This window comes from Bacteroides sp. L008 (assembly GCF_040812255.1).
Classification (GTDB): Bacteria; Bacteroidota; Bacteroidia; order Bacteroidales; family Bacteroidaceae; genus Bacteroides; species Bacteroides vicugnae.
This window is the reverse complement of the sequence record NZ_JBFNXO010000001.1, coordinates 1079831-1103486: the sequence shown is the minus strand read 5'-3', so window position 1 is coordinate 1103486 and position 23656 is coordinate 1079831. Positions and strand designations below refer to the sequence as shown.

Here is a 23656-nt window from a genome sequence, read left to right as displayed (position 1 = left end):
CAACGAGAATCCTTAAATGTAGTAAGGAGATAATGAATCATTACCAGATAATAATTAATTGCTGTACTAAAATGAAGGAGCCCCCAATGATTTCACAATATCTTCCAGTGACTCTTTAGAATTTGCCAACATCAGTTTCTCCGTTTTTATTCTGGAGATTCTCCGGGTCAGCGTTTCTGTAGTCAGTTTCATTAAATCAGAAAAGCAAGCAGGTTGGACTCCCTCCCGCAGAAAAGCACATACCCTTAAATCCTCTTCCGTGAGCTTCGGACCTATTTCTTTTAATTTAGATACAAGTCCATAAACATTTTCCTGAAGTCGCAGTAACTCTGTCCAGTCTTTCTCGGAGAAAGAAGGGATCTTAGAAGACAAAACATTCCGTTCTTTAAACTGTCGTACTTTTGAGATAACGGGAGAACTTTCATAGATATGTAGTTGAAGAGACTGATACTTCTCTTCAAGGTGGTTACATTGCAACATCAGCTTATCCGATTCAACATCTTTCTTCAGTATTTCTTCTTTGAAAAGATCCAGTTGGGAAAGTACGTGCCGGTTTTTCTTCCAGAGTAGTCCAAGCAATAAAGACATCACACCAAACATTCCTAAAGCAGAAGAAAGAATCACTGAGGAATCGTTTTTACCGTCATTCAACATCAACTGACTGGCGTATGCCTTTCTTTCCATTTCCAGTGCTTCATCAAAGTTACCGTATTTCTGATAATAAAGACTACATCGTTTGCAGATTTTTGCCAGATGATCGTATTCCTCTGTTTCTTTGGCAAGTTTGATTGCCTCCTTAAAGTGGATTTCTGCCTCCTCTTGCTGTTCCAGATCACTTTCTACACAGGCAAGATAATAATATGCTTTTGATTTTTGATATTCATTGCCATTCTTCTCATAATAAGATGCCGCCTGCCTGATCTGCTTATCAGAAGAATGAGGAATACTTTTGTCCTCGTTGAGTTGGGTACACAATAAATTATATTCTGCCAGTTGAGCTTCATTCATTTGACTTGTCTGAATAGTCTCAAGAATAATAGATGCCGTATCCGGGTCCTGCGCCATGAGCTGTGCGGCTTTGTCTAACCCTTGCTTCACACTCGTTCCTTCCGGATGGCATGCAGCCAATGAAAGGAGCATCATATACAATAAAATTCGAAGGTTATTCATAACTCTATTTCTGTCTTTACAAAGGATTGATTGGATTTGCAAATATAAAAAATAATCGGTATTTATCCTTCCCTAAGTCATACAAAAAGTATAGTGACGCTATCCGCTCCTTATAGCTACGCTATCCGGGTGTGATAGTGACACTATTTGGCAAGGATAGCGTCACCATGTTTTTTTGACAAATATCAAGCCATTGTGCACTGCTAATTAAGAAGATAAGCCGTATCTTTGTAGCAAACAAAAAAATTATATATCATGATTAAAAACATTGTATTTGATTTTGGAGGGGTGATTGTAGATATTGACCGCGACAAAGCTGTTCAGGCATTTATCAAACTGGGACTGGCAGATGCCGACACTCGTCTGGATAAATATCACCAGACCGGCATCTTTCAAGAACTGGAAGAAGGTAAGCTAAGTGCGGATGAGTTTCGGAAACAACTGGGGGATTTATGTGGTCGTCCATTGACGATGGAGGAAACCAAACAGGCATGGCTGGGCTTTTTCAATGAAGTGAATCTAAATAAACTCGATTATATATTGGAATTGAGAAAGTCATATCATGTGTATATTTTAAGTAATACCAATCCTTTCGTTATGTCATGGGCATGCAGCCCTGATTTCTCGTTAAGGAAAAAGCCGTTGAATGATTACTGTGACAAACTATATCTGTCTTATCAGGTCGGTCATACAAAACCTGCACCGGAAATATTCGATTATATGGTGAACGATTGCAATATCATTCCTTCTGAAACTTTATTTGTGGATGACGGCGCCTCGAATATCCAAATCGGCAAAGAACTGGGATTTGAAACTTTCCAGCCGAAAAATGGTGAAGATTGGCGGGAGAAAATGACTGCTATTTTAGAGAAATAACCTTATTGGTTAAAACAAAACATTCGGTTATTCTCTTTATATTTGTCGGAAATACAAGTTATATGCAACCACAAGTTATACTTATAACCGGAGCATCTTCCGGATTTGGAAAGATTACCGCTCAAATGTTATCAGAACAAGGGCACATTGTTTATGGAACAAGTCGGAAACTTTCCGAAGACATGAATGAGGTGAAAATGCTGGTTGTCGATGTTACCAATTCACTTTCTATCCGCCAAGCTGTTGATAGGATTCTATCGGAACAGGGACGGATTGACGTACTGATTAATAATGCCGGGATGGGTATTGGCGGTGCATTAGAACTTGCTACGGAAGAGGAAGTAAACATACAGATGAATACCAATTTCTTTGGTGTAGTGAATATGTGCCGGGAGGTATTGCCTGTCATGCGTAAAAACCGAAAAGGGAAGATCATCAATATCAGCTCTATTGGTGGTGTAATGGGCATCCCTTATCAGGGATTTTATTCTGCTTCCAAATTTGCGGTGGAAGGATATAGCGAAGCATTGGCTTTAGAGGTTCATCCGTTCAATATAAAGGTTTGCGTGGTAGAACCGGGAGACTTCAACACTGGATTTACTGATAACCGGAATATTTCCGAACAGACAAGACTGGATGCCGATTATGGAGAAAGCTTCCGGAAATCATTGGAGATCATAGAAAAAGAGGAACGTAATGGATGCCATCCACAGAAGTTGGCTGCTGCAATCTGTAAAATAGTGGAGCGTACAAATCCTCCTTTCCGAACGAAAGTAGGTCCCTGGATACAGGTGTTGTTTGCAAAGAGTAAAAAGTGGTTGCCTGATGCGGTGATGCAGTATGCTCTGCGGATATTTTACGCAATTAAGTAAATGTGATATAATGCAAAAAGTCTTTCATAGCCATTAAAGCTAGAAAGACTTTTTTGATTTGAATATCTTCTATGTGTTCCGGATCAATTCTTCGGAACTAATTCTAAAAACATGGTAGTAGTCAGCAGCACAGCCAGTCCGACGCAAACGCTTATCAATAGCCAATTGATATATTTGGCTTTCGGCTTGGTGTCGGCATGCAGATTGTTCAGGAAATATTCTCTGAAGAAAAGATACAATCCGGGGATTGTGGCACTTGCCAACAGGAAATCTTCCGGAATCTGGAAGAAATAAGTTTTGGATAATCCGATCAATGACCAGTGGCAAAGGAACAATACCAGAAACATATTGACTTTTTGTGCAAACAGCAGTAATAATCCGATGGTAAACACAACTACCGAACAAGGCATTACCGGAGAAGTCATTTCCGGGAACGAGAGTCCGCGTGCCAGTGAAACCAGAGGATATATAAAAGGCATTGCCAACAAGACGTAAGACAATAGATCATATTTGTGGGTACGCTCGAAGGTCGTATATCCTGTGATTGCATCCCATACCCAAATGACAGCCATAACGCCCCAGAACATTGCCATCACCCCATTATAACTGCGCTCTTCACAATAGATATAATAGTAGACCACAGAAATCCATGTATAAAGACCTATCATATAGAACTTCATCGCCATTTTCACCCACGGGCGTGGTTTACCGATAAGCAATCCGGTCAATGCAATACCAATCAGGATAATAACTATCTGTAAAAGCCAGGTAGCTGAATTATAATATGCAATTGTTCTCCAAAAAATCTCCATAAAAGTAGTTTTTAATGTCTTGTTAATGAAAAGGCCCTATGTGGGAACAGGAACATCGGGAAAGTAGCTCCTACTGCCAACATGAAAATCACTGTACTTGCTATCAGAGTGTTAGAGAAGAACATTGACATGAACTTGTCCAGCTTATCCGGATCATTCACATTCTGCAGGCACATGATGAGTGAAAATACCATGTTGTAGGCAAACTTACCCGGAATCATGGGAAGCAATGCCGGAATGTAAAGTACTGTCATCGGGCAATATACTTTTTTCCCCAGCCACAAACTGCCGAAGCCGATCACTAATCCGGCAAACAAAGAACCTGTGGCAATATCCACACCTAAATAAGTCATTAAACAAAAACGACAAGCGTGCCCCAATGCTGCCAGTATAGCAATCATCTTGAATGCACGCAAAGGAGGATCGGAAATCGCACCAAATCCTATACCTGCTACTGCTGCAAAAAATCCATCAGTAAGAATGTCAAGTGCTATCATATCAAATTAAACTGTTTTTTACCATTAATAATGTGAAGGAAAGTCCGATAGCGATGCTGACAATTAACAAAGAAGCTTCTGTCAGACGGGCAAATCCTGTTAACACGTATCCTTCTACTACATCAATCACGCCATTAATCAAAGGAACACCAGGCACAAGATAAAGTACGCTGGTTGCCATTGCGATCTCCGAGGTTGTATCGAAAATCAGCGCGGTGGAAGCACACAGGGAAGCAACAAAAGCCGAGACAATAAATACGACGTAATGGTTGATCTTCTTCATCTGCATTTGTTGTTTCAGGTAGAATCCTGTAATAGTAGCAGAAAATACAATTCCCATGGAAATTAAATCACCACCGAACAATTTACAGAAAGACGCATTGGCAAATCCTACTAATAATAAAACGAAAAGAGGGTGTATCCGCGGAGCAGAAATAATCTTTTTATATCTATCTTTCAATTCCTCCAATGACAAATGATGGTCTACTGCTTCCCAGCTCAAGGCACTTAACTCTGAATTATGCTCAAAACTGATCGGGTGTGCAGGAATGTCTATAACCTCATTACAAGCCTCGTTTGTGTCTTTGTCTATAATAGTCAGAATGATATTTCTATGAAATACGCTTAATTTTACATCTAACCCGAAAGCCTCTCCGATACGCTTTGTATTGCGTACTACCCGCGAGGTGTGTACTCCGGCTCCCATTAAATGGGCTGAATATTCTGCAATAAATTTACCTATGGATAATAAAGATTCGCCTGTCTTCATGAATATGATATTTTTTAATCGGGCGCAAAAGTACAAAAAAAATAGATACCTTTGCCGCGATTAAAAATAAAAAATGCATGAATAACCAATTTACGCATCCCAAAGAGAGAATACGTTTTGCCATATTGACTTTTTTCTTTGCTCAAGGACTTTGTATGGCAAGTTGGGCTAGCCGGATTCCTGATTTCAAAGATGTTTTTGCTGCAAATTATGCCTTTTATTGGGGATTGATCTTGTTTATGATTCCTGTAGGAAAATTTGTGGCGATACCTTTGGCGGGCTATCTTGTTTCGAAGTTGGGAAGCCGGAGTATGGTACAGGTCAGTATTCTGGGATATGCTTCTTCCTTGCTTTGCATCGGACTGGCTCATGAAGTCTATCTGCTGGGCTTTTTACTATTTTGTTTCGGTGTGTTTTGGAATTTGTGCGATATATCATTCAATACACAAGGGATTGAAGTGGAACGCCTGTATGGTAAAACCATTATGGCAACTTTTCATGGAGGATGGAGCTTAGGAGCATGTGCCGGGGCACTTATCGGTTTTGTGATGATTCTGGCAGGAGTCTCCCCTATCTGGCACTATACACTTATATTCATTGTCATCTTTATAATAGTGCTTTCCGGACGAAACTATTTGCAGGAGAGCGCACCGCAGCAAGTGGAGGTTTTTGAAACGAAGGAAAGAAGTATGGCCAAAGCCCCCAATGGCTTCCGGTTATTGTTTCAAAAACCGGAAATGTTGCTTTTGCAGCTAGGACTTGTCGGGCTGTTTGCACTGATTGTAGAAAGTGCGATGTTCGATTGGAGTGCCGTTTATTTCGAATCAGTAGTTCACGTACCTAAATCGTTGCAGATCGGTTTTCTTGTGTTCATGATTATGATGGCAACAGGGCGTTTTTTGACTAACTACGCTTATCAGCTTTGGGGAAAGAAGAAAGTCTTGCAACTGGCGGGTAGCTTTATTTGTATCGGCTTTTTTATCTCTGCCTTGTTAGGAGGTGTTTTTGAATCTATGGCTATGAAAGTCATCATCAATTCATTGGGTTTTATGCTGGTCGGTTTGGGAATATCTTGCATTGTACCTACTTTGTATAGCTTCGTAGGAGCCAAATCGAAAACACCGGTCAGCATTGCACTTACCATCCTGTCAAGTATCAGTTTTATAGGTTCGCTGATTGCTCCTCTCCTTATCGGTGCCATTTCACAAGCATTCGATATTCGTATTGCTTATATGATTATTGGCATATTGGGTGGATGCATTGTATTAATTGTCAGCTTCAGCAGCGCTTTCGATATTCAGGAATCCACAGGAAAGCCTGAACAGGATAAATAAAAAACACAGTCTTTCACAGTGTTTAAAATTAAACTTCCTGTGAAAGACTGCGTCAATCTTTTAATGCCTTAACTAACCTAACACTTTATCTAACTATCTAACCTATCTACAAAATACCCGAAAAATCTTTTATACTACTAATAATCCTATCTTTTAATTCGTTATTTTCAACTATTGAGAAGTCGCAGACTACATTTGCCGGAGCCAATAACACGGCTTTAGCTTCTTCTGCATCTGCCATCTCTTCCGGGTGCTCTCTGAAATAAGTTTCCCATTGGGAAGCTGATTGTGGAGTTACACCCAGCACATAGTTGATAAAATCATCATCCGTCAAAAAAACTTTTACCTTTGAGCACATATCGCATCCTTTTTAAGCGTTTACATAAATAGGACGACGTTATCCTGTATATGTACTCAACCAGTTTATCTTTTTACTAAAATTAACTTGCCAGAGTACGCAACTTTGTCAGTCCGCGATGCATCAAGTTGCGTACAGACTGATAATTCATATTCATAATCTCACAAATATCCTCGTATTTCTTTTCTTCTATATAATATAAGGTAAGCGCTTCACGCTGGCGGGGAGATAATTGATCCAGCAGACGTCTAACCAATGAAAATTCATTCTTGCGCTGCTCTTCTTCCATATAATCATCTTCTACATCTGTAGGAGTAGCCACGCTAACTTCCTCTACTGCCGTATCAGACATATACATACGTTTGCGAAGTTCATCACAAAGTTTATTCTTTAATGAGATGAATAAGTATGATCTCAAATTATCAATGGTGCCTAATTCATCTTTCTTTGTATAGAGTTTCACGAAAATGTCATGAATACAATCTTTCAGCAACTCTTTATCAGTGGTCAACTTCAATCCGTAATTAAAAAGGACATTGATGTGCAAATTATACAGCTGTGAAAAAGCTGCCATGTTTCCCGCTTGAAAAGAAGCGAGTAAAGTTTCGGTTGAATGATTAGTCTGTTCCATCATAGCATTAATTCGATTGATTTGATGTTGCAAAACTAAGCAGTATCGACCGCAACCTTAGGTAAAATCTGGTTTGTGGATTGAAAAAACAAGTATCATGTTTTATAACACTCTTTTACTAGAATTTACCTATAAAAACCAAAAATCCCGCTGAAGACTCTTCAACGGGATTTTCTGTTTTATAGCTTATGGAACCAATAAATGCCTTCTTTTTTATCAGGCACCTTTAGATTGTACAATCCATTTATTTTCAATGATTTATTTATTGTTTCAATCTTTCCGGAAGCAGGGTGTATGTACTTTAATGCATACTTTCCGGACGATAATTGAGCAGGAATTTCTGTTCCGGACTTGGAATAAATGATACTTCCAATATCAGATTTTACCATTTTCTTGTATTCATCCGTATTCGTTTCTTCCACTTCCATGGCTGCTGCATCCTTCAGGAATGCCTTATCTGTGCATGGAATTACAGGACATGAACCACCAGCCATGAATACAGCCCATCCCATAGCCGGATAATTCTGTGCGTAAAATGTCACTGCCTTCTGGGGAAATTTCTGTCGATACTCATAGACAGCTTTATATGCTTCATTGAAAGTGACCTTTCCTACTTTCATCTTACGCATGTGCTGACGCGGTGCCATATTCTTTCCACCTTCCGGTGCAAAGATCCCATCCGTCTTATAATGCCAGTAACGGATATCAATGATATCTACTATGGCAGCGCGTTTGGGGTCTGCAAGGATAGCATCCTGCACATCTTTCGTGGTACTTAATGCCACTTTGGCTTTCTTTCCGGTTTCAGTCTCCCATTCGGCTATCACATCCAACCAGAACTGTACGAAGTGCAACGGTCCTGTAAATTCAGCACTTGTCAACTGAATTACATTCGAATTGTCTGCGAAGTTATTCAGGCATTGACGTATATATTGCCTGTGCAATTCACGACGAACAGGATGGCTGACGTCATAGAACATATCCGCTACAAAGATTCGTTTGTCACCGGCAAATGGAGCAGGTTCAGGAAATCCGGTCTGATTGATGTTATTGCTGCTTCTCCACGGAGAATCTACCCAATGTGCACCGGCTTCCAGAATGTTGTGTTGGAAATAGTTCTCATGAAACAAAAGCAGTCCGTCTTTATTTCCCTTCTCCGCAAACTCTTTTAAACGACTCCAGTACCATGTATTGGGACGTTTCAAATCATATTTGCTCAATCCTTCCCACGCTGTTTCCTGACCGCTGCGTCCGAATGGCTGCTCATAGAAAGGTCCCCATACATCACCATCCCGACGGCGAATCCGTTCGTGGTCATCGCGACGGCGGTCATACCAAAGACCATAGTTCTGATCGAAAACAAGTATGTTTTTCTGTTTCATAAAATTGATAACAGAATCAATGCGGTCTGTCAATCCCAGTCCCTCGCGTCCCGGAACAAAGCGGGTAATGGCCGGACTTGCCTTTTTTAGATAATTGGTTTTGAGCTTTCCATTCCACCAAGGGGTGGTATGACTGTTTCCAACCAATAAAATACCATCCATTTGGATACGTCCGTTAGTTATAGTTACTTCCGGTTGAGTGTGTGATTGGATAGTAGAAGAATTTGCAGCTAATGAGGCTCCCCTCTTCTCTTTAATGTCATCAACTGATTTTACTCCGGCTGACTCCACCGAAGGAGCAAACTTATGATCGTCTATCCAATGTTCCAACGTTAACCGTGGATGATAAGCCTCTTTAGCCAGTTCCATAGCCACTTCAACTGTAGGGCTACTGGTTGCACTTGTATTTCTAGGCAAGATACGTGCACGTTCTGCACATTCTTTATTCAATCGTTCTTCCAATTGGGCATAAAAGATACTGCGAGGTTGTACGTGATTGTTGGATTGTTCCCATTCACCGTCACCGGAGAACTGCGCCCAACAGCCGTATGCACGGTTCATCGCATCCTTTGCCGGAGCATAACATTCGATTTCTGCTGCGGTACATTGCCAGAACAAGCTGTTTGCCGTATTCCAACCGGCTCCATTTTTATCTTGTCCCAAATTCTTAAAAGTCAGGTTATGACCGTCGATATTTACTACATCGAACAACAGTCCACATGCCCATGCATCGATAGAGCCGCTGAATCCTAAAGATTCGTATGAATCACATTGTACAAAAGCGTTGGGGCCGGCTGCACAATATCCGGCAGCAAAGTCATGAATACCTCGTTCCGAGTAACAACGTTGAAATAAAGTTTGTTGTCCCAGTGTGTGGAAAGTGCAACGACGCATTCCTCCGATTTCTGAAACAGGTTCTCTTGAGATACAGTCTTCGACAGTGATTTTGGAACCTGTACGCTGAACAATCACGGCACTTCCTGCAAAATGTTTGAAATTGAGTTGTCTTACCCAACAGTTTTCCGCATTCTCAATGGAAATACCTGTCCAGCAATGATCTTCATCTTTAGGATAACGCTTGTCGTAATCAGAGATCAGTGTCATATTCTCTACTCCACAATCGTAGATACGTCCGTTCCATTGATAAGTCAATAGAGAAGAAGCACCATATTTAGCATCCAGAGCTACGGTCAGCGGAGCATCCAATGTTATCCGGTTGCCATTTACTTCACTGACTGTTCTGTCCCAGGTCAGATCCATATCTCCTTCTTTCCATCCTAACGCACTGATACCTCCTCCAAAGATGTCACAACCCAAAGAGGCAATCCACTCCTTGCCGGAGGGACGGGCAACCATTACACGATCTCCTTTTTTCAAAGAAATGCCTGAAGCCACTTCCAATGTTCGTGTGTTTACCGGAACATAGTTGGAAAGTACCTGCAAAGTGTCTTGTACATTCAGGTCATCTATTCCTTCCATATAAATAAGGGCACCTCTGTCTACGCCTTTCTTCAGCAGTATTGTTTTTTCTTTATTCGTTCCCCGCAATACAATTCCGGAGGTGGAGATACGAATACTGCCGGATAGGGCAAATTCCCCCTGATCGAGCAAAACCGCTCCACGAAAACCGGAAGCATCAGGAGACAGCGAGGCTACATAATCAATGGCACGTTGAATACGTACAGTGTTATCTCCTGCTTTCCAGGGGACAAACACAACATTGCGGACAGAAGGAATATCCTGTTCGGAGGATTTATATCCGCATGTAGAGAAATCGAGAATACGGTTTCCCCGATCATCATTCAGGTAAGTGATTTGGTCATTCTTAACCTGTAAAGCAAAGGTTTGCGCATAACTTTGCACCAACCCAATGCTCAATAATCCCAGAAGGATCGTTCTTACTTGTATATTCAGTCCAATCATCTTTAATCTTTTTTCATCTGCTTATAACAGACTTTTCCGTTTAGACAATGTATCGTAATTGTTCTTCAAATCTGTCCAGTCCACTTTCTTTTTAGTGTCTATACCATTGATATATTTTTCAATATTGGTATATCCGTCACCATTGCAGTCCATAGTTGCGTCGGTCGGGTCATTCGGATTCAGACCGTTAGCTATTTCCCAGGCATCCGGCATGCCGTCACCGTCCGAGTCTACTACTGCTTCTCCTTTATATTCGGGAAGTCCGCCTACCTGACGAATGTCTGTAATGATACCCTGCTTATAAGAATCAGCCGGTAACCGTCTTTTCACATAAGGAGAGACAAACTCCGGTGCATCTTTCACATAAATGGCTTTTCCTGTTTGCACAGTCTTTATAACACGGGCATCCACAGCGTCCCGTTTGGGGAAAGTAGCTCCTACATTATCCAATACAAAGTTATAAGCTTTTTTGGTATCCATCACAGTAACCGGAGGCATTTTGAAAGCTTCGTCCGATTTAATTAAGGGCAGGAACTTTGTGGCATCCACATCTTCTTTCAGTTGTACGCCTCCGTCCCAGTTATCTTTTGTGACCTTGGCATTGCCATGAATAATATTCCCGTTTACATAAGCTTTTCCGAATGAGAGAGGTCTGCTTTTGTCACGTCCCGCTTCCGGTTTGAGAATACGATAAGAGATCGGTTTACCTAGCGGAGTGATGGGGCCGGGTTTAAAATAATTGTTTATCATGTTGTAGAAGCTGTTGTGGTCACCTCCGTCTACAGAACGATTCCACCAGTTGAATACAACATTATTGACGAAGTTAAAATCACCGTCCATACCCACCGAACTGTTCCGGCTGATGTTGGAAGCAAAGAGATTCCGGCAGAACATACTGTTATGACCACCGATGGTTGCACCAAAAGCATGGTTGTATGTATCCAGTGCTTCAGAGAAAATAGAATTTTGAATGGTAATGTTTACTGTCGGAAGTTTCAGACCGTGTCCGTCTGCCCCTCTGTTATATACATGACGGTAGATAGACATATTTTCATCCAATCCCCAACTGGCGGAGCAATGGTCTACCATGATATTTCCTACTGCATTCCCTCCTACCGCATCATCGCGGAAAGCCACGTCCTGCGCACCGCGACGGAAGCGCATATGACGAATCACGACATCGTGTGTATCGATCAGGAAAGATTGTCCGGTGATACAGATACCATCTCCGGGAGCTGTTTGTCCGGCAATGGTTACATAAGGGGCGCGTACACTGATCGGGCTTTTCAGACGGATCACTCCCGAAACATTAAATACAATAATACGTGCACCTCCTGTTTCACAGGCTTCGCGGAATGTTCCGGGACCGGAGTCTTCCAGAGAAGTGACAACAATCACTTTTCCTCCACGTCCACCGGGAGTATACATACCTCCGCCTTCCGCACCGGGGAAGGCTGGGATATTGCTCTTTATCAAATCTTCGGGTTTGGAGGCCCATGGCTTATAAGGGCGTCCTTTCTTTGCTTCTTCTAAAACTGTCGGCAAAGCTTTTTCCCATGCCGCATCGGATTTCCGTTCGAACTCCGCTTCTTGTTTTGCTCCTCTTTCTTTTACCGAGTCCGGAATTACAGGATACTGGGCTGCCACAGGTAGTACACAGGCAACCAGCATCCACGCTGATAATACTTTCTTCATGTTATTCATTCTTTCGAATCTTAATAGGTTTCTAAAAGGACGATTAAGAAAGCATTTTGTAATCGGTTATCTCTCTCCTTTCCGCCATTCATTCATGTATTCGCGAGGGGTTTGATTATATTTCTTCCGGAAACACTTGCTGTAGTATCCCGAATCCTTGAATCCGACAGCAAAAGCAATCTCGGAAACACTTAAATCCGTGTTCTTAATCAGCTCGACTGATTTATTCAAGCGAATCTCTTTTACCAGATCTACAGGGGCCAGACCGGTAAGACTCTTTAGTTTCTTGAAGAATGCCGAACGACTCAATCCGATACCGGATGCTATGGTGTCAATATTAAAATCACTGTCGTCCATATTTTCTTCAATGACCTGATGTATCTTTTCTAGGAACTGTACGTCTTTCTTTACCAAATATTGTTCGTAGCTGTCTTCTTCGGTCGTTGTCTGGTTTTCCATTTGCTGGCGGATTCGTTCACGGAACAATTTCCGTTCGGCAAGCAGTTGGTCGATACGTGCCAACAGGTATTCCTTGCTGAAAGGTTTGGTGATATAGGCATTTGCTCCTAAAGTAATAGCTTTGGTCTTGGCGCCTTCATCATTTTTCGCGGTCAGGATAATAACAGGAATATGGCTGATCTGGAAATCTTTGCGGATAGATTGCAACATTTCAAGGCCGTCCATTTCAGGCATCATTTGATCGGTCACTACGATATCAGGATGATACAGGTGCACTTTCTTTAAACCTTCTACTCCGTTATTGGCAATATGGATATTGAACTTATCTTCCAACTGAAGTTTTATCAACTGGCAAAGGTCCTTATTATCCTCAACCAACAAAAGGGTCGGTAATGAAGCATCAATTTCCGGTTCTTCTTCTGTATCTTCTTCGGATATGGCATTGGCAACAGGTTCCTGTTCCACAGAAACGGGAACTGTTTCCGTACCTCCCACATAAAAGTCAACTTCCGACGGACGATAATGCTCCTTATCCATCAGGAGTTCCACAATAAACACTGCCCCCTGTCCTTCAGGACTTTCAGCACGAATCTGTCCGTGATGAAGATTAACGATTTCCCTTGAAAGTGCCAATCCGATACCTGTGCCCTGATAATAGGAGTTTTTCGCATTCTCTCCTTGTGAGAAGCGTTCAAAAATCTCGGTCAGTTTATTTTGTGGAATACCTACCCCGTTATCTTCCACCCGTACATAACAACATTTTCCGTCGTCTGTCAATCCGGTAGTTATATAAATGCTTCCACCGGAATGAGTGAATTTGAATGCATTGGATATGATATTACGGATCACAATGCTCAATTTCTCCTTGTCCGCCCATACCATAATCGGTTCATCCGGTAACTGGAAAGTGAAACTGATTTCATTTTCTTCGGAAAGCACGCGGAACTCTTTCTGGAAAGAGGCTATCATCTCATTAAAATCAATCAATGACACATGCAAACGCATTTTCCCGTTTTGAATCTTCCGGAAATCAAGTATCTGATTCACTAATTGCAGCATCTGATTGGTGTTCTTCTCCATCAAATCCACATATTGCAATCCTTTCGGAGACAGCTTTTCACGTTCCCTTAATTCTTGTATCGGACCTTTTATCAATGTCAAAGGAGTGCGCAATTCGTGGGATATATTGGTAAAGAACTTGATTTTCATCTCCGAAACTTTTTGTTCGATATAAATATCGTTCTTCATTTTAATCATGAAGAAAGCCAGACGCAAACTAAAATAGAGGGCTGCCAGACCCAAGATCACATAGATAAGAGTTGCCCACCAGCTTAACCACCAGGGGGGAAGAATGGTGACGGCCAGCGTGCAGTTGGAAACAAGTTCCGGATTGGCTTCATCCATTGTTTCTACACGGAATGTATAATCTCCGGGAGGCACATTGGTGTAGGAAGCGATGCGATTCTTCCCGTTATAATGCCACTCTTTTTCATAACCTTCAAGTATATAACGGTATGACACCCGGTTCTGATTATAGAAATTCAATGCCGCAAATTCAATCGTGAACATGGATTGATTATAGTTCAGCCGGATTGTTTTAGCGTATGTGATGGATTCTTTTAAGATCGGACATTCGCGGAAACTACGCAAATCGCGATTGGATACTTTAAAATCGACAATACGTGTGTCATAATTTGTATGCAGTGTTTCCAGTTTGTCAGGAGAGAATGTCAGGATTCCCTGACGAGTGCCAATCCACAAGTCTCCATTCAATGTTCGGAGTGCACTGCCCTCTTCCAACTCCACGTTCAGGAAACCGTCGTATTTGTCGTAATTGCGGAACTGCTCGGTAGCTTTGTTGAAGCAAGACAAACCTATTTCCGTTGTAAACCACAAGTTGCCGTTTTTATCTTCTACGATGGACTTGACTACATCGTTATTCATTCCTTCACGGATACCATAAGATTTGAAAATAGGTTCCCTCTTTTCCTTGTCATAACGAACCAGTTTATTCAAACCGCCTCCGAACACACTCACCCAGATTTGAGAATCAGTATCTTTGTAGAGTACATAAATATCGTTATCCGCTACATTCGAGTTTTCACTGACTTGACGGTACGTTTCAAACTGAATCTGTTCGGGCGTGGAAAAATGCCCGTCGAAAGACATCAAACCATCCATAGTTCCTACCCAGATACGTCCGTCTTCATCTTCCGTCATGGTACGTACCTCCATATAAAGGCCGTATGCAGGATATTGTTTCAGTCCATTGTATTTATGGATGAAGGTGATGGCTCCATTTTCTTCGGAAATCAAATTCAGTCCTCCACCTAATAGTCCTACCCAGATGCGTCCCCGGCTGTCCTGATAAGTAAAGTATACATCGTTGTTACTGATAGAATTCGGGTTCTTGGGATCATTGATATAACGGGTAAAACGCAACCCGTGCGGAGAATTCATATCTGGTTCAGCTTTGACAAGCCCATTTCCTTTGGTGGAAAACCAAAGATTACCGTCCTTGTCTTCCATAATATGATATACAGTTCCCAATAGATAGTTCTTATCCGAGAAGATCTGTTTCACTTGTCCGTTACGATCCAGACGGTACAACGCCTGCCAACGGGTTCCTACCCAGATATCGCCATTTTGTGCCTGGAAGAGGGCACGTATCCCCTGATTCCAGGAGTTTGATCTCTCGGGTATTAGCGGAGAAGGAGAAACTTCCGTCAACAGTTGGAATTGCTTTTTGGGGAAATTAAGTCTGTATACTCCGCTGCTTGTAGATGCTAACCAGAGGATTCCATCTTTGTCCAACAGAAGATGAAAAAAAAGCTGGTTGGGAAGATCATCCGAGAAAGGTTTTAATTGGTTAATACGGGTCATTTCCAGTTTTTCTCTGTCGAATAGAAGAATTTCTCCTCCCGGGGTCATGAAGAACATACCTTGTTCACCGGCATCCTGCATTTCAAAATTGCCGATGGCATTCTGATTGGGGAATGTAAATCGGTGGTGGCTTCTATTCAGAGGATCATAATAGGTCAATGCCTGATTACCCTCCTGAAACCATACCTTATCATATTTATCATAAAATATGATTCCGCCGTCCTTTTCGGGGATGGTGAATGGAAGTTTGGTCAATTGTTTGTAACCGATATTATACTCGTACGTTCCTTCGTTAGTAGTGATGTACATCAGACCGGACTCTGTTATCAGCAGATTAGAAATCGGGCGTTTGATTTCCGGTATCTCATAACGGTTGACAACTCCATTTTGAGGATCAATACTATAAATGTGTCCTTTCTTATCTCCCAACCATAAGAATTTAGAATTATAGGAGGCACAAGTAAACTGATCCGGATTGGCAGATACCTTTTTCTGTATAAAGTCAGCGGGCTTGTCTTTCAGAGCCGCCCCTTTCCGGAGGGACAAAATCTGATAATCCATACCAATCCAATTGATAAATTCTGCAGTTTCGCAGAATACGTTATGTTTCAGACGCATATCATACACATTCACGTTGGGACGCGAATCGTGCAACTGCTTCATCGTTATTTTACCTTCCTTGTCGGTATATGCACGCAAAAGACTTTTATCTTTTGTCAACAACAATACATCCCCGTCTTCGGTTGTCTGAATCTTAATAATCTGGATGTTCTCCGAATATTCTTTTACATCATCATAGACAGCATGGAAACTCTCGTGTCTTTTATCGAACAGGTAGAGTTTGCGGTCGATGGTCTTAATCCACAGAAAACCATTTTTATCTTCCACGATACGCTGAATCTTACGTGGTGGAATGTCGGTGGAATAAAAACCGTCATGATTATCATAGGAGCGGAATTTGCTTCCATCGAAACTACATAATCCATACCATGTGCCAAACCAGATAAACCCATCCTGTCCCTTTAAAGTGCAGTTGACGATATTATTGGGCAACCCGCGTTCGGCTGTGTAGTGTTCTACAATCATATTCGGATAGGCAAAAGCATAAATGCCTATCATGGATAGTAATAGTATTAGAATATTTCGTTTTCTCATTGGTGGCTATAATTGGAATTAAAACGTACCCCAAAGGTAATCTTTTTTTTGATATAAGCTTATCATCATCATTCGTTTATACCATAAAGTTAGGCACAGATTACACGGATCTCACAGTTTTTGGAAATATTAATGTATAAAGCAACCATGAAATCCGTGTAATCCGTGCCTAATTCTCTGTCCCAAATTCAGTTTGCTGGCGTTCCACCTCATCCAATACCCGTTGACGTTCTTCTTCTGTCAGTTGTATTTTTCCTTCTGATGATTCTTTAAAAGAATTTACTTCCGGAACGGACGATGCAGTTCTGCGTTCTTCGTAAGTGGATTCCTCATAACAGAAAGGCAGTTCTGCCGGAATGCTTTCCAGTTCTATTTCAGTCGCTGTTGGAGCTTGGGTTCCCTCAAACTGTACACGGGCTTTCACTTTCATCTTTCCGGCTTTCCGGGTGGAACGGATCAACACGGGAGCAGAACCGAATTCCACTGTACGGGGATTGGCACCGATAGCAGCATCTCCGATGATTTCTCCTTCACCTTCTATGGTGAAAACAATGTTCTCTTTTGCCAGACGGCGTACATTTCCACTATCATCGGTTACTTCGGCAACAACAACGATAAAGTCGGAGCCGTCAGCTATCAGGTTCACTTTTTGAGTATCTACATAGAGGCGTAGTTTCGTGGAACGCCGGGAAGGCATTTTCTTTTGCGTGCATACTACTTTTCCGTTGATGATCCCTTCGGCCACCATATTTACTTTTTGCCAGTTTTTTTGAGTATAGCTATATCCGCGTGCTTCCCAAAAATCCCAGACATTTTCGAATACAACCGGTGCATTCGGCATATGTCCTTTGGCATGGACTACCGGTTTCGTCCAGGTTTTCGTTCCATCATAAATAGAAAGACGCACAGAATCACAGTTAGTAAATATAGCCACGTCTTTATCGGAGAACTGAGACATTTCATGAGCAATGAATATCATCGGACCACATTCTGCCAATGGATGCTGAAGACCGGCAAGCGACTGGCTACGGAACATTTCGTATGCATATTTCTTCTGACGGAAAGCATCGTAGATGCCACCCCAGTAAGGGTCAGGATGATAACCGCGCTGATGATCGAACGGATGCCATTGCGCACCACCGATAAATAAACCGGTAGTACGATACATCTCGTCATAACTCTTTGCCAGTGAAAGTGCCTGTACCAATAACGGGCGTTCTCCCCAACTGCGGCTGGCACGGTTGTTATTATTGTGAGCATACCAATCATCCACATTCTCTCCAAATTCACGGGTGAAAATACATTGTTCCGGCCTGTCTTCTTTTTCGTCATCACCCGGCCAGCCATAAACAACATCGTAATGTTCTTTCACTCCTGCAGAATGAACATCGGCAGCGGCTACCGGACGTCCCGGATAAGGATATTCCTCTTTGGTGATTTCAAGAGCCTTTAATGCAAAATCAAGTGGATAGCGAGTCTCATTCAATATAGGTTCCCACATTAGTACGGAAGGATGGTTACGGTCGCGACGAATCATTTCACGGGTATTCTGATGAACCAACTCACCGAATTTCGGATCTTTGTTCCAGTACTGCCATCCCGGAGTAGCGACAATCACAAACAGACCGAGTTCATCACAAGCATCCATAAAGGCAGGATCTTGCGGATAATGCGCCACACGAATAATGGTGCATCCGGCATCACGCAGACGTTTGGCATCACGCCATTGCTGTGAGTTCGGTAAAGCATTGCCTACATAGGCAAAATCCTGATGGCGATTTGCTCCTACCAGTTGACCGAAAGGTTTTCCATTCAGCCAGAAACCGTCTTTTCCACGAAATTCTGCCAAGCGAATACCGACACGGGTAATGCCGCCATCCATAGATTTATTTCCTTTTTTAATACGGGATTGTACTCTATATAAATAAGGTGTATCCGGTGACCAGAGTTTTGGATTCTTCACTTCCATCTGTTGCTGGATGGATTTCTTCTCTCCCGGTTTTAAAGACAGCTTTCCGGAACAGTGTTTGATTACTTTTCCGTCAGCATCTGTCAAAGTCGTTTCTACAGTGACCGATTCAGTACGCACATCCTCATTCTGAATTTCCGTATTTACATATACTTGTGCACTCTTTTCACTGATCTTATCAAAATGCACGAATACGCCTCCACCGCCAACGGCTTGTGAATCAATAGCATCGGTGATAGCTACCGGAGATTTGGCAATCATCCATACATCACGATAGATGCCGCCATGATAGGCGAAGTCTAGTGTATATTGGCGTTTTCCGGGGGGATAGGATTTGTCATCACTGTTGTCTGTGAAAACAGCAAGCAGGCAGGAGTCTCCGGCTTGTACGCCATTGGCTGTCAAATCCAGAGTGAAAGGTAGATAACCTCCCAAATGTTCCTGGATGCGTTTGCCATTCAGATAAAGAATCTGTTTACCCATGGCTGCTTCAAAATGAAGAACAACCCGTTGGCCTTTTGTTTCGGCAGGGAGAACAAAATGTTTACGATACCAGGCTGGCCCCTGATAATTACGGCATCCACTTCCTTCGGCAGGCATTAATTCTACCGTATGGGGAGTGGAAATTACTTTCCAGGAACGGTCATCAAAGTTTACTGCTTCTGCTCCCCGGACATCGCCTTTGAAAAATAGCCATCCCGGATTGAAATTATAAACTTGTCGCCCACTACCGGGAAGCTGGATAAATCCGGCAACCGATGTTTCAGGACGGTAAGTTTCTGTCGCCTGTCCTTTTTCGATTCCTAAGAACAGTAACAGAAAAGATGATAAGATGATAAACGGTCTTTTATTCATAGTTCTTTATTTATATATTTCATTCGAGTTTTCACCACAGAGGACGCAGAGGACACAAAGTTTTTTTGTAATATATTATTGGTTCTGTCATTCTGCTTGTCTAAGAATCTCCTCTCTATATGTACACAAAGGGAGTAAATTCTTAGACTATACGTTCCCTTAGACAGATAGATTTACTGTTTAAAAAGCCTCTGTGTCCTCTGCGTCCTCTGTGGTGAAAAAAAACTCATTTTCAATCATTATAATGATATCTTTCTTTCTACTTTCAGGTAGAACTTTCAAGTTTGTTACTTTCCCGTCTTTCAGAGTAGCTTCTACTGTTGTTTCACCAGGAGCATGCAGTTTGAAATGTACATTCCATTCTTTCGGCCATGCGGGGAAAAGAAGTATTTGTTCTCCGTTTGTTTGCAATAACATTTCCTGAAGTCCTATCATGCCGCTGCCTCCCCAATTATGGTCGGGTGTCCAGTCATAGCCCGGTCCCCAAAAGGCTGGGAAGCGGTGCGGTCCGTTGGAGAGTTTGGCAAGGGATAACCTTTTCGCTTCTTGGGTCACTCCCAGGCAAGCCGCCCAAATATTGTCCTGTTTCCATCCGATATGCGAACGGAATTTGATGGCATCCGAATCATAAAAATAGGTATTGCGTGCTATGTCCAGATTCTCCTTTCCTACTCCATAAATACGCCATGGAAATACTGGATAAAGTTGTGGCGTTTCGACATTGTTAATTCGTTCCCAACTTACAGCAGGCGAAATTGTTCGCTTCAAAACCGGAGCAAGAGTAGGATTCAACGTATCTTTTATTTCTATGTACCGCAATGGAATCGGAGGAATTGTCTTTAGCATCTCTTCTTTCTTTCCATAAGTTTCCAATACTGTTTTTAGAGCTGCGATGGTGCTGCTGGCATTATTGGTCATTTTATATGTCTCACAGGCAGAACCCGGAAAAAGAATCAGATGTCCGTTGCCATCCAGCGCCTTCCGTCCCCGACGGGAAGCAAGTTGCCGATAATGTTCGTCGAAGAATGTCAGTGAACTTTCAATCAAAGGCAAATAAGGGGTGATATCAGCATTCGCATAGTTCTTTGTTTCCAGTATCATCTGGCAGAATTCGAGAATCGTATCCCATTCATATTCCAGCCAGGCATTATATTCCAGCCCTTTGTCGAACCAGTCCGGCCGTTTGAAACCATACTCTGCGGGATTGGGCAGACCGAAATTTTCTATTTGTTCGCAGAAGCAAGCTCCGTCATGTTGCCAATATACACGACTCCTCCATTCAGCATTCTTCAACATACGGTTATAGAAATCAAACTGGGAAGGCATCATATCGAAGTCCCCGCTTTTCAGCATCGGCCAATAAACCAGGCGTTGATTCTGTGCTGTCATTGTACCACCTCCCCATTTCCGGTAGTCGGGAGTAAAGGATTGTTTTTCGTCGATGTAACAAGGATCAAAAGTGAACAGTCCGCCATTGAATTTAGTTGGTACGCTACCGTAGGCATTACAACCCAGCATGTAACGGAAAAGAGTGTAGTTTCTGGTTATTTCTTTTGCTTCTCCCTCTGCTTCAATGAAGCTGCGTTGCCAGAAAGCATTCCACCACGAACGGGTTTGCTTTTTATCCTGTATGAGAATCTTCGATGAGACTTTGCCTTGCGGGGCTATTCTTTGCAAAGCAGTTTGCAGTCCCTGCTCCCACTGTTCTATTGTTTCTGTTTGGGCTGTATGCAATACAATACAGAAATGTTCTTTTCTGGACGCTTTGGAAGAACGGAATTTCCAGGCGCGGTAGTCTGTTCCGGCATACACGCCATCCGTGGTGCCTATAAATTCAAGGTTTTCTCCGAACAGGGTTCCTCCGAAAGTTTGATTTTTCAAGGGATTCATCATTTCGGATTTTACCTCGTCCATTCCCTGTTGAGCCACAACAGCATCAAAAACAGTCTGTTCCGGATTGCGATGGTAGAACAGGAGTTGATTGGCAGAATGATTGGTTTTGCCTAAAGAAATAAAGTCAGCCGCTGTCACAGAACCTTTCGGAGGAGCCCATTTGTAAGAACATTGTTGTCCCTCTCCTTTCCTGACAGGTCGTTCCTGATAGCGCCAATTCTCATAAAAAACTTCAGTTTGTAACGCTTGTGTATTGGTTACCTCCACGTGTATAACCGGATGAAAAACATCTACCCAGAATTGTATCTGCGTGTTTCCTGCTGCAACTTCTACATATCCGTCCTTCAGTTTCAATTCTTGACGAAAATCTTTCGTATCTTTAAAAGGATTGGGTGACAGACGGAGACGTATGCGTCCTTGTTTTAGCAGACAGTTGTTTTCGTCGAATGTGCCGCTACGGCTCACATAGAACATAATGTCACCCTTTTCTACCCATATATTCATCCCGATATCTCCGCCACCACAGGGCATGGATTCTGAAGAATTGCGGCTAGGAGTATTCCAAATGACATTGGCATGTTGGCTCCATAGAGCCGACACGCCAACAAATATGAATAAGAGAACAAAAACTCTACGCAAATGATTCATAATTTATAATTTCATTAGCAGTTTACCAATCATCCGAACGAAAAGAACCTAAAGGCAATCCGTCACCATATACATCTCCCTCCACATAGTTTTCAAAACAATATCGAACAGCTACCGGGTGCGGCACTTTATCGCTTTTCACCAGCATCTTGCTACGTTCTATCCATGCTTTAGCCGGATAAAATACTTTATCTTCACCGGCTACCTGAAAGTTTTTCGACTCAAAACAGTTCTTGCCGCTAATCCACATATTTGCACGTTCAAAGCTAACGACTACTGTATCATTCTTTATTTCAATGCTTTTATAGTATGGACTTTCGCCATTCACGCCTTCCACTCCGTAAGTTTTAGTCAGGGCGAGAAGTGCCAAACGTTCTCCGGCAACTTGCTTTTTTGCCGGGTGGATTCCTTTTTCCATACCTGCATCCAGTAATACGGCCATGCCACTGTTGGGTACACGATGTTCTACTTTTGCCTGTGCCTCCCGAAGATAGGCGGAGTTTATCACTTCTTTACCTTTTTCTGTGATAATCCCATAATCATACGGAGCTATTTGGCAATAGTAAAAAGGAAAATCTCCCTGTTTCCATTCAGCGCGCCAGCCATTTATCAATGCAGTAAACATATCCGCATACGTGTGCGCCCGATTCCAATTATCTTCGCCCTGATACCAAATCACTCCTTTCATCGTCATGCCGATAAGGGGATGCAACATACCGTTGTACAGTACGGTCGGAGTACGGTTCTTTGATTTTATATCGGCTTCCGATTGAGGAATCTTTGCATCAGGAAAAGCTTTCAACCAGTCAGCGGTCATCCATGCTTCGCACGCCGATCCACCCCAGGCTGCAACTACCAATCCTACCGGAACCTCTACTATTTCATTGATTAACCTCCCGAAATAATAAGCCGTAGCACTGAAATCACGAACGTTGGCCGGAGTTGCTTCTTTCCATGAACCGATAACATCGGTCTGCGGAGTCAATGTAGAAGTACGTTTTACGGTAAACAAGCGAATTTTCGGATTCTTGCTGTGAAGAATATCCATATTGGCATTCTCCACTGGCTGATTCTTGAATCCTTTCATTGGCATTTCCATGTTACTCTGTCCGGAACATAGCCACAATTCACCTATCAATATGTTATTCAGTGTTTTTTTACTTCCATCATCAAAGGTGACAGTGTAAGGACCTCCTGCTTTGGGAGTAGAAACCGAAAGTTTCCATGCCCCGTTCTTATCGGCAGCTGCCACGTATTGCTTTCCATTCCAGCTAGTAGTTATGGTCACTTTCTTGTTGGGAGTGGCAGTTCCCCAAAGATTTGCATTTGTCTGTTGCTGCATCACCATGCCATCAGAAAAAATAGCCGGCAGTTTTACTTCTGCGTGTGTTGACAGGCAGGCGGCCGCAAGCAGAAAGCTAGCCAACATTGTACCTGTTTTAATAATTGAACTTTTCATTATAAGTATATCTTTA

Annotated in this window: 15 protein-coding genes; 3 read left to right on the top strand and 12 right to left on the bottom strand. The window is 42.3% G+C overall.

Going from position 1 to position 23656, the window contains the following annotated elements:
- Positions 1 to 66: 66 nt before the first annotated feature.
- A complete protein-coding gene (locus AB3G73_RS04385; protein WP_074559028.1) occupies positions 67 to 1170 on the bottom strand; it encodes a tetratricopeptide repeat protein in 1104 nt (367 codons plus the stop codon).
- A gap of 255 nt (positions 1171 to 1425) precedes the next feature.
- Between AB3G73_RS04385 and AB3G73_RS04380 the strand changes: the two genes are divergently transcribed.
- Both AB3G73_RS04380 and AB3G73_RS04375 read left to right on the top strand, forming a co-directional pair.
- The gene (locus AB3G73_RS04380; protein WP_195650115.1) at positions 1426 to 2046 is read left to right on the top strand and encodes an HAD family phosphatase; all 621 of its coding nucleotides are present in this window, start codon (positions 1426 to 1428) and stop codon (positions 2044 to 2046) included.
- A gap of 62 nt (positions 2047 to 2108) precedes the next feature.
- Positions 2109 to 2918: an SDR family oxidoreductase gene (locus AB3G73_RS04375; RefSeq protein ID WP_367743112.1), complete on the top strand. Its 810-nt coding sequence runs from the start codon at positions 2109 to 2111 to the stop codon at positions 2916 to 2918.
- 83 nt (positions 2919 to 3001) lie between these two features.
- Here AB3G73_RS04375 and AB3G73_RS04370 read toward each other — a convergent pair whose 3' ends face one another.
- From AB3G73_RS04370 to AB3G73_RS04360, 3 genes are read right to left on the bottom strand one after another with little or no spacing between them, the layout of a single operon-like run.
- On the bottom strand, positions 3002 to 3730 hold the full coding sequence (locus tag AB3G73_RS04370) for a DUF6064 family protein (protein WP_148366723.1): 729 nt from the start codon (positions 3728 to 3730) through the stop codon (positions 3002 to 3004).
- Between the two features lie 11 nt (positions 3731 to 3741).
- Complete coding sequence (locus tag AB3G73_RS04365) at positions 3742 to 4227, bottom strand: threonine/serine exporter family protein (protein WP_004318282.1); 486 nt, start codon at positions 4225 to 4227, stop codon at positions 3742 to 3744.
- Between the two features lies 1 nt (position 4228).
- Positions 4229 to 4996: a threonine/serine exporter family protein gene (locus AB3G73_RS04360; RefSeq protein WP_217723518.1), complete on the bottom strand. Its 768-nt coding sequence runs from the start codon at positions 4994 to 4996 to the stop codon at positions 4229 to 4231.
- A 77-nt stretch (positions 4997 to 5073) separates the two neighbouring features.
- On the opposite strand from AB3G73_RS04360, the gene AB3G73_RS04355 reads away from it, so the two are divergent.
- A complete protein-coding gene (locus tag AB3G73_RS04355; RefSeq protein ID WP_122137857.1) occupies positions 5074 to 6330 on the top strand; it encodes an MFS transporter in 1257 nt (418 codons plus the stop codon).
- Positions 6331 to 6436: 106 nt separating this feature from the next.
- On the opposite strand, the gene AB3G73_RS04350 is transcribed toward AB3G73_RS04355, so the two are convergent.
- From AB3G73_RS04350 to AB3G73_RS04315, 8 genes are all read right to left on the bottom strand, one after another.
- Entirely contained in the window at positions 6437 to 6688 is a 252-nt protein-coding gene (locus AB3G73_RS04350) for a hypothetical protein (protein WP_367743096.1), read from the bottom strand.
- Between the two features lie 82 nt (positions 6689 to 6770).
- On the bottom strand, positions 6771 to 7322 hold the full coding sequence (locus AB3G73_RS04345) for an RNA polymerase sigma factor (RefSeq protein ID WP_167511858.1): 552 nt from the start codon (positions 7320 to 7322) through the stop codon (positions 6771 to 6773).
- Between the two features lie 176 nt (positions 7323 to 7498).
- Positions 7499 to 10615: a DUF6298 domain-containing protein gene (locus AB3G73_RS04340; RefSeq protein ID WP_367745415.1), complete on the bottom strand. Its 3117-nt coding sequence runs from the start codon at positions 10613 to 10615 to the stop codon at positions 7499 to 7501.
- 30 nt (positions 10616 to 10645) lie between these two features.
- A complete protein-coding gene (locus tag AB3G73_RS04335) occupies positions 10646 to 12328 on the bottom strand; it encodes a polysaccharide lyase (protein ID WP_234132137.1) in 1683 nt (560 codons plus the stop codon).
- Between the two features lie 57 nt (positions 12329 to 12385).
- The gene (locus AB3G73_RS04330) at positions 12386 to 16816 is read right to left on the bottom strand and encodes a two-component regulator propeller domain-containing protein (RefSeq protein ID WP_367743094.1); all 4431 of its coding nucleotides are present in this window, start codon (positions 16814 to 16816) and stop codon (positions 12386 to 12388) included.
- A gap of 169 nt (positions 16817 to 16985) precedes the next feature.
- Positions 16986 to 19640, bottom strand: a complete 2655-nt coding sequence (locus tag AB3G73_RS04325; protein WP_367743091.1) for a glycoside hydrolase family 2 TIM barrel-domain containing protein — start codon at positions 19638 to 19640, stop codon at positions 16986 to 16988.
- A gap of 180 nt (positions 19641 to 19820) precedes the next feature.
- Positions 19821 to 22172 (bottom strand): DUF5703 domain-containing protein, encoded by a 2352-nt coding sequence (locus tag AB3G73_RS04320; RefSeq protein WP_367745413.1) that lies wholly within the window; start codon positions 22170 to 22172, stop codon positions 19821 to 19823.
- A gap of 31 nt (positions 22173 to 22203) precedes the next feature.
- The gene (locus AB3G73_RS04315) at positions 22204 to 23640 is read right to left on the bottom strand and encodes a sialate O-acetylesterase (RefSeq protein WP_217723527.1); all 1437 of its coding nucleotides are present in this window, start codon (positions 23638 to 23640) and stop codon (positions 22204 to 22206) included.
- Between the last annotated feature and the right edge of the window lie 16 nt (positions 23641 to 23656).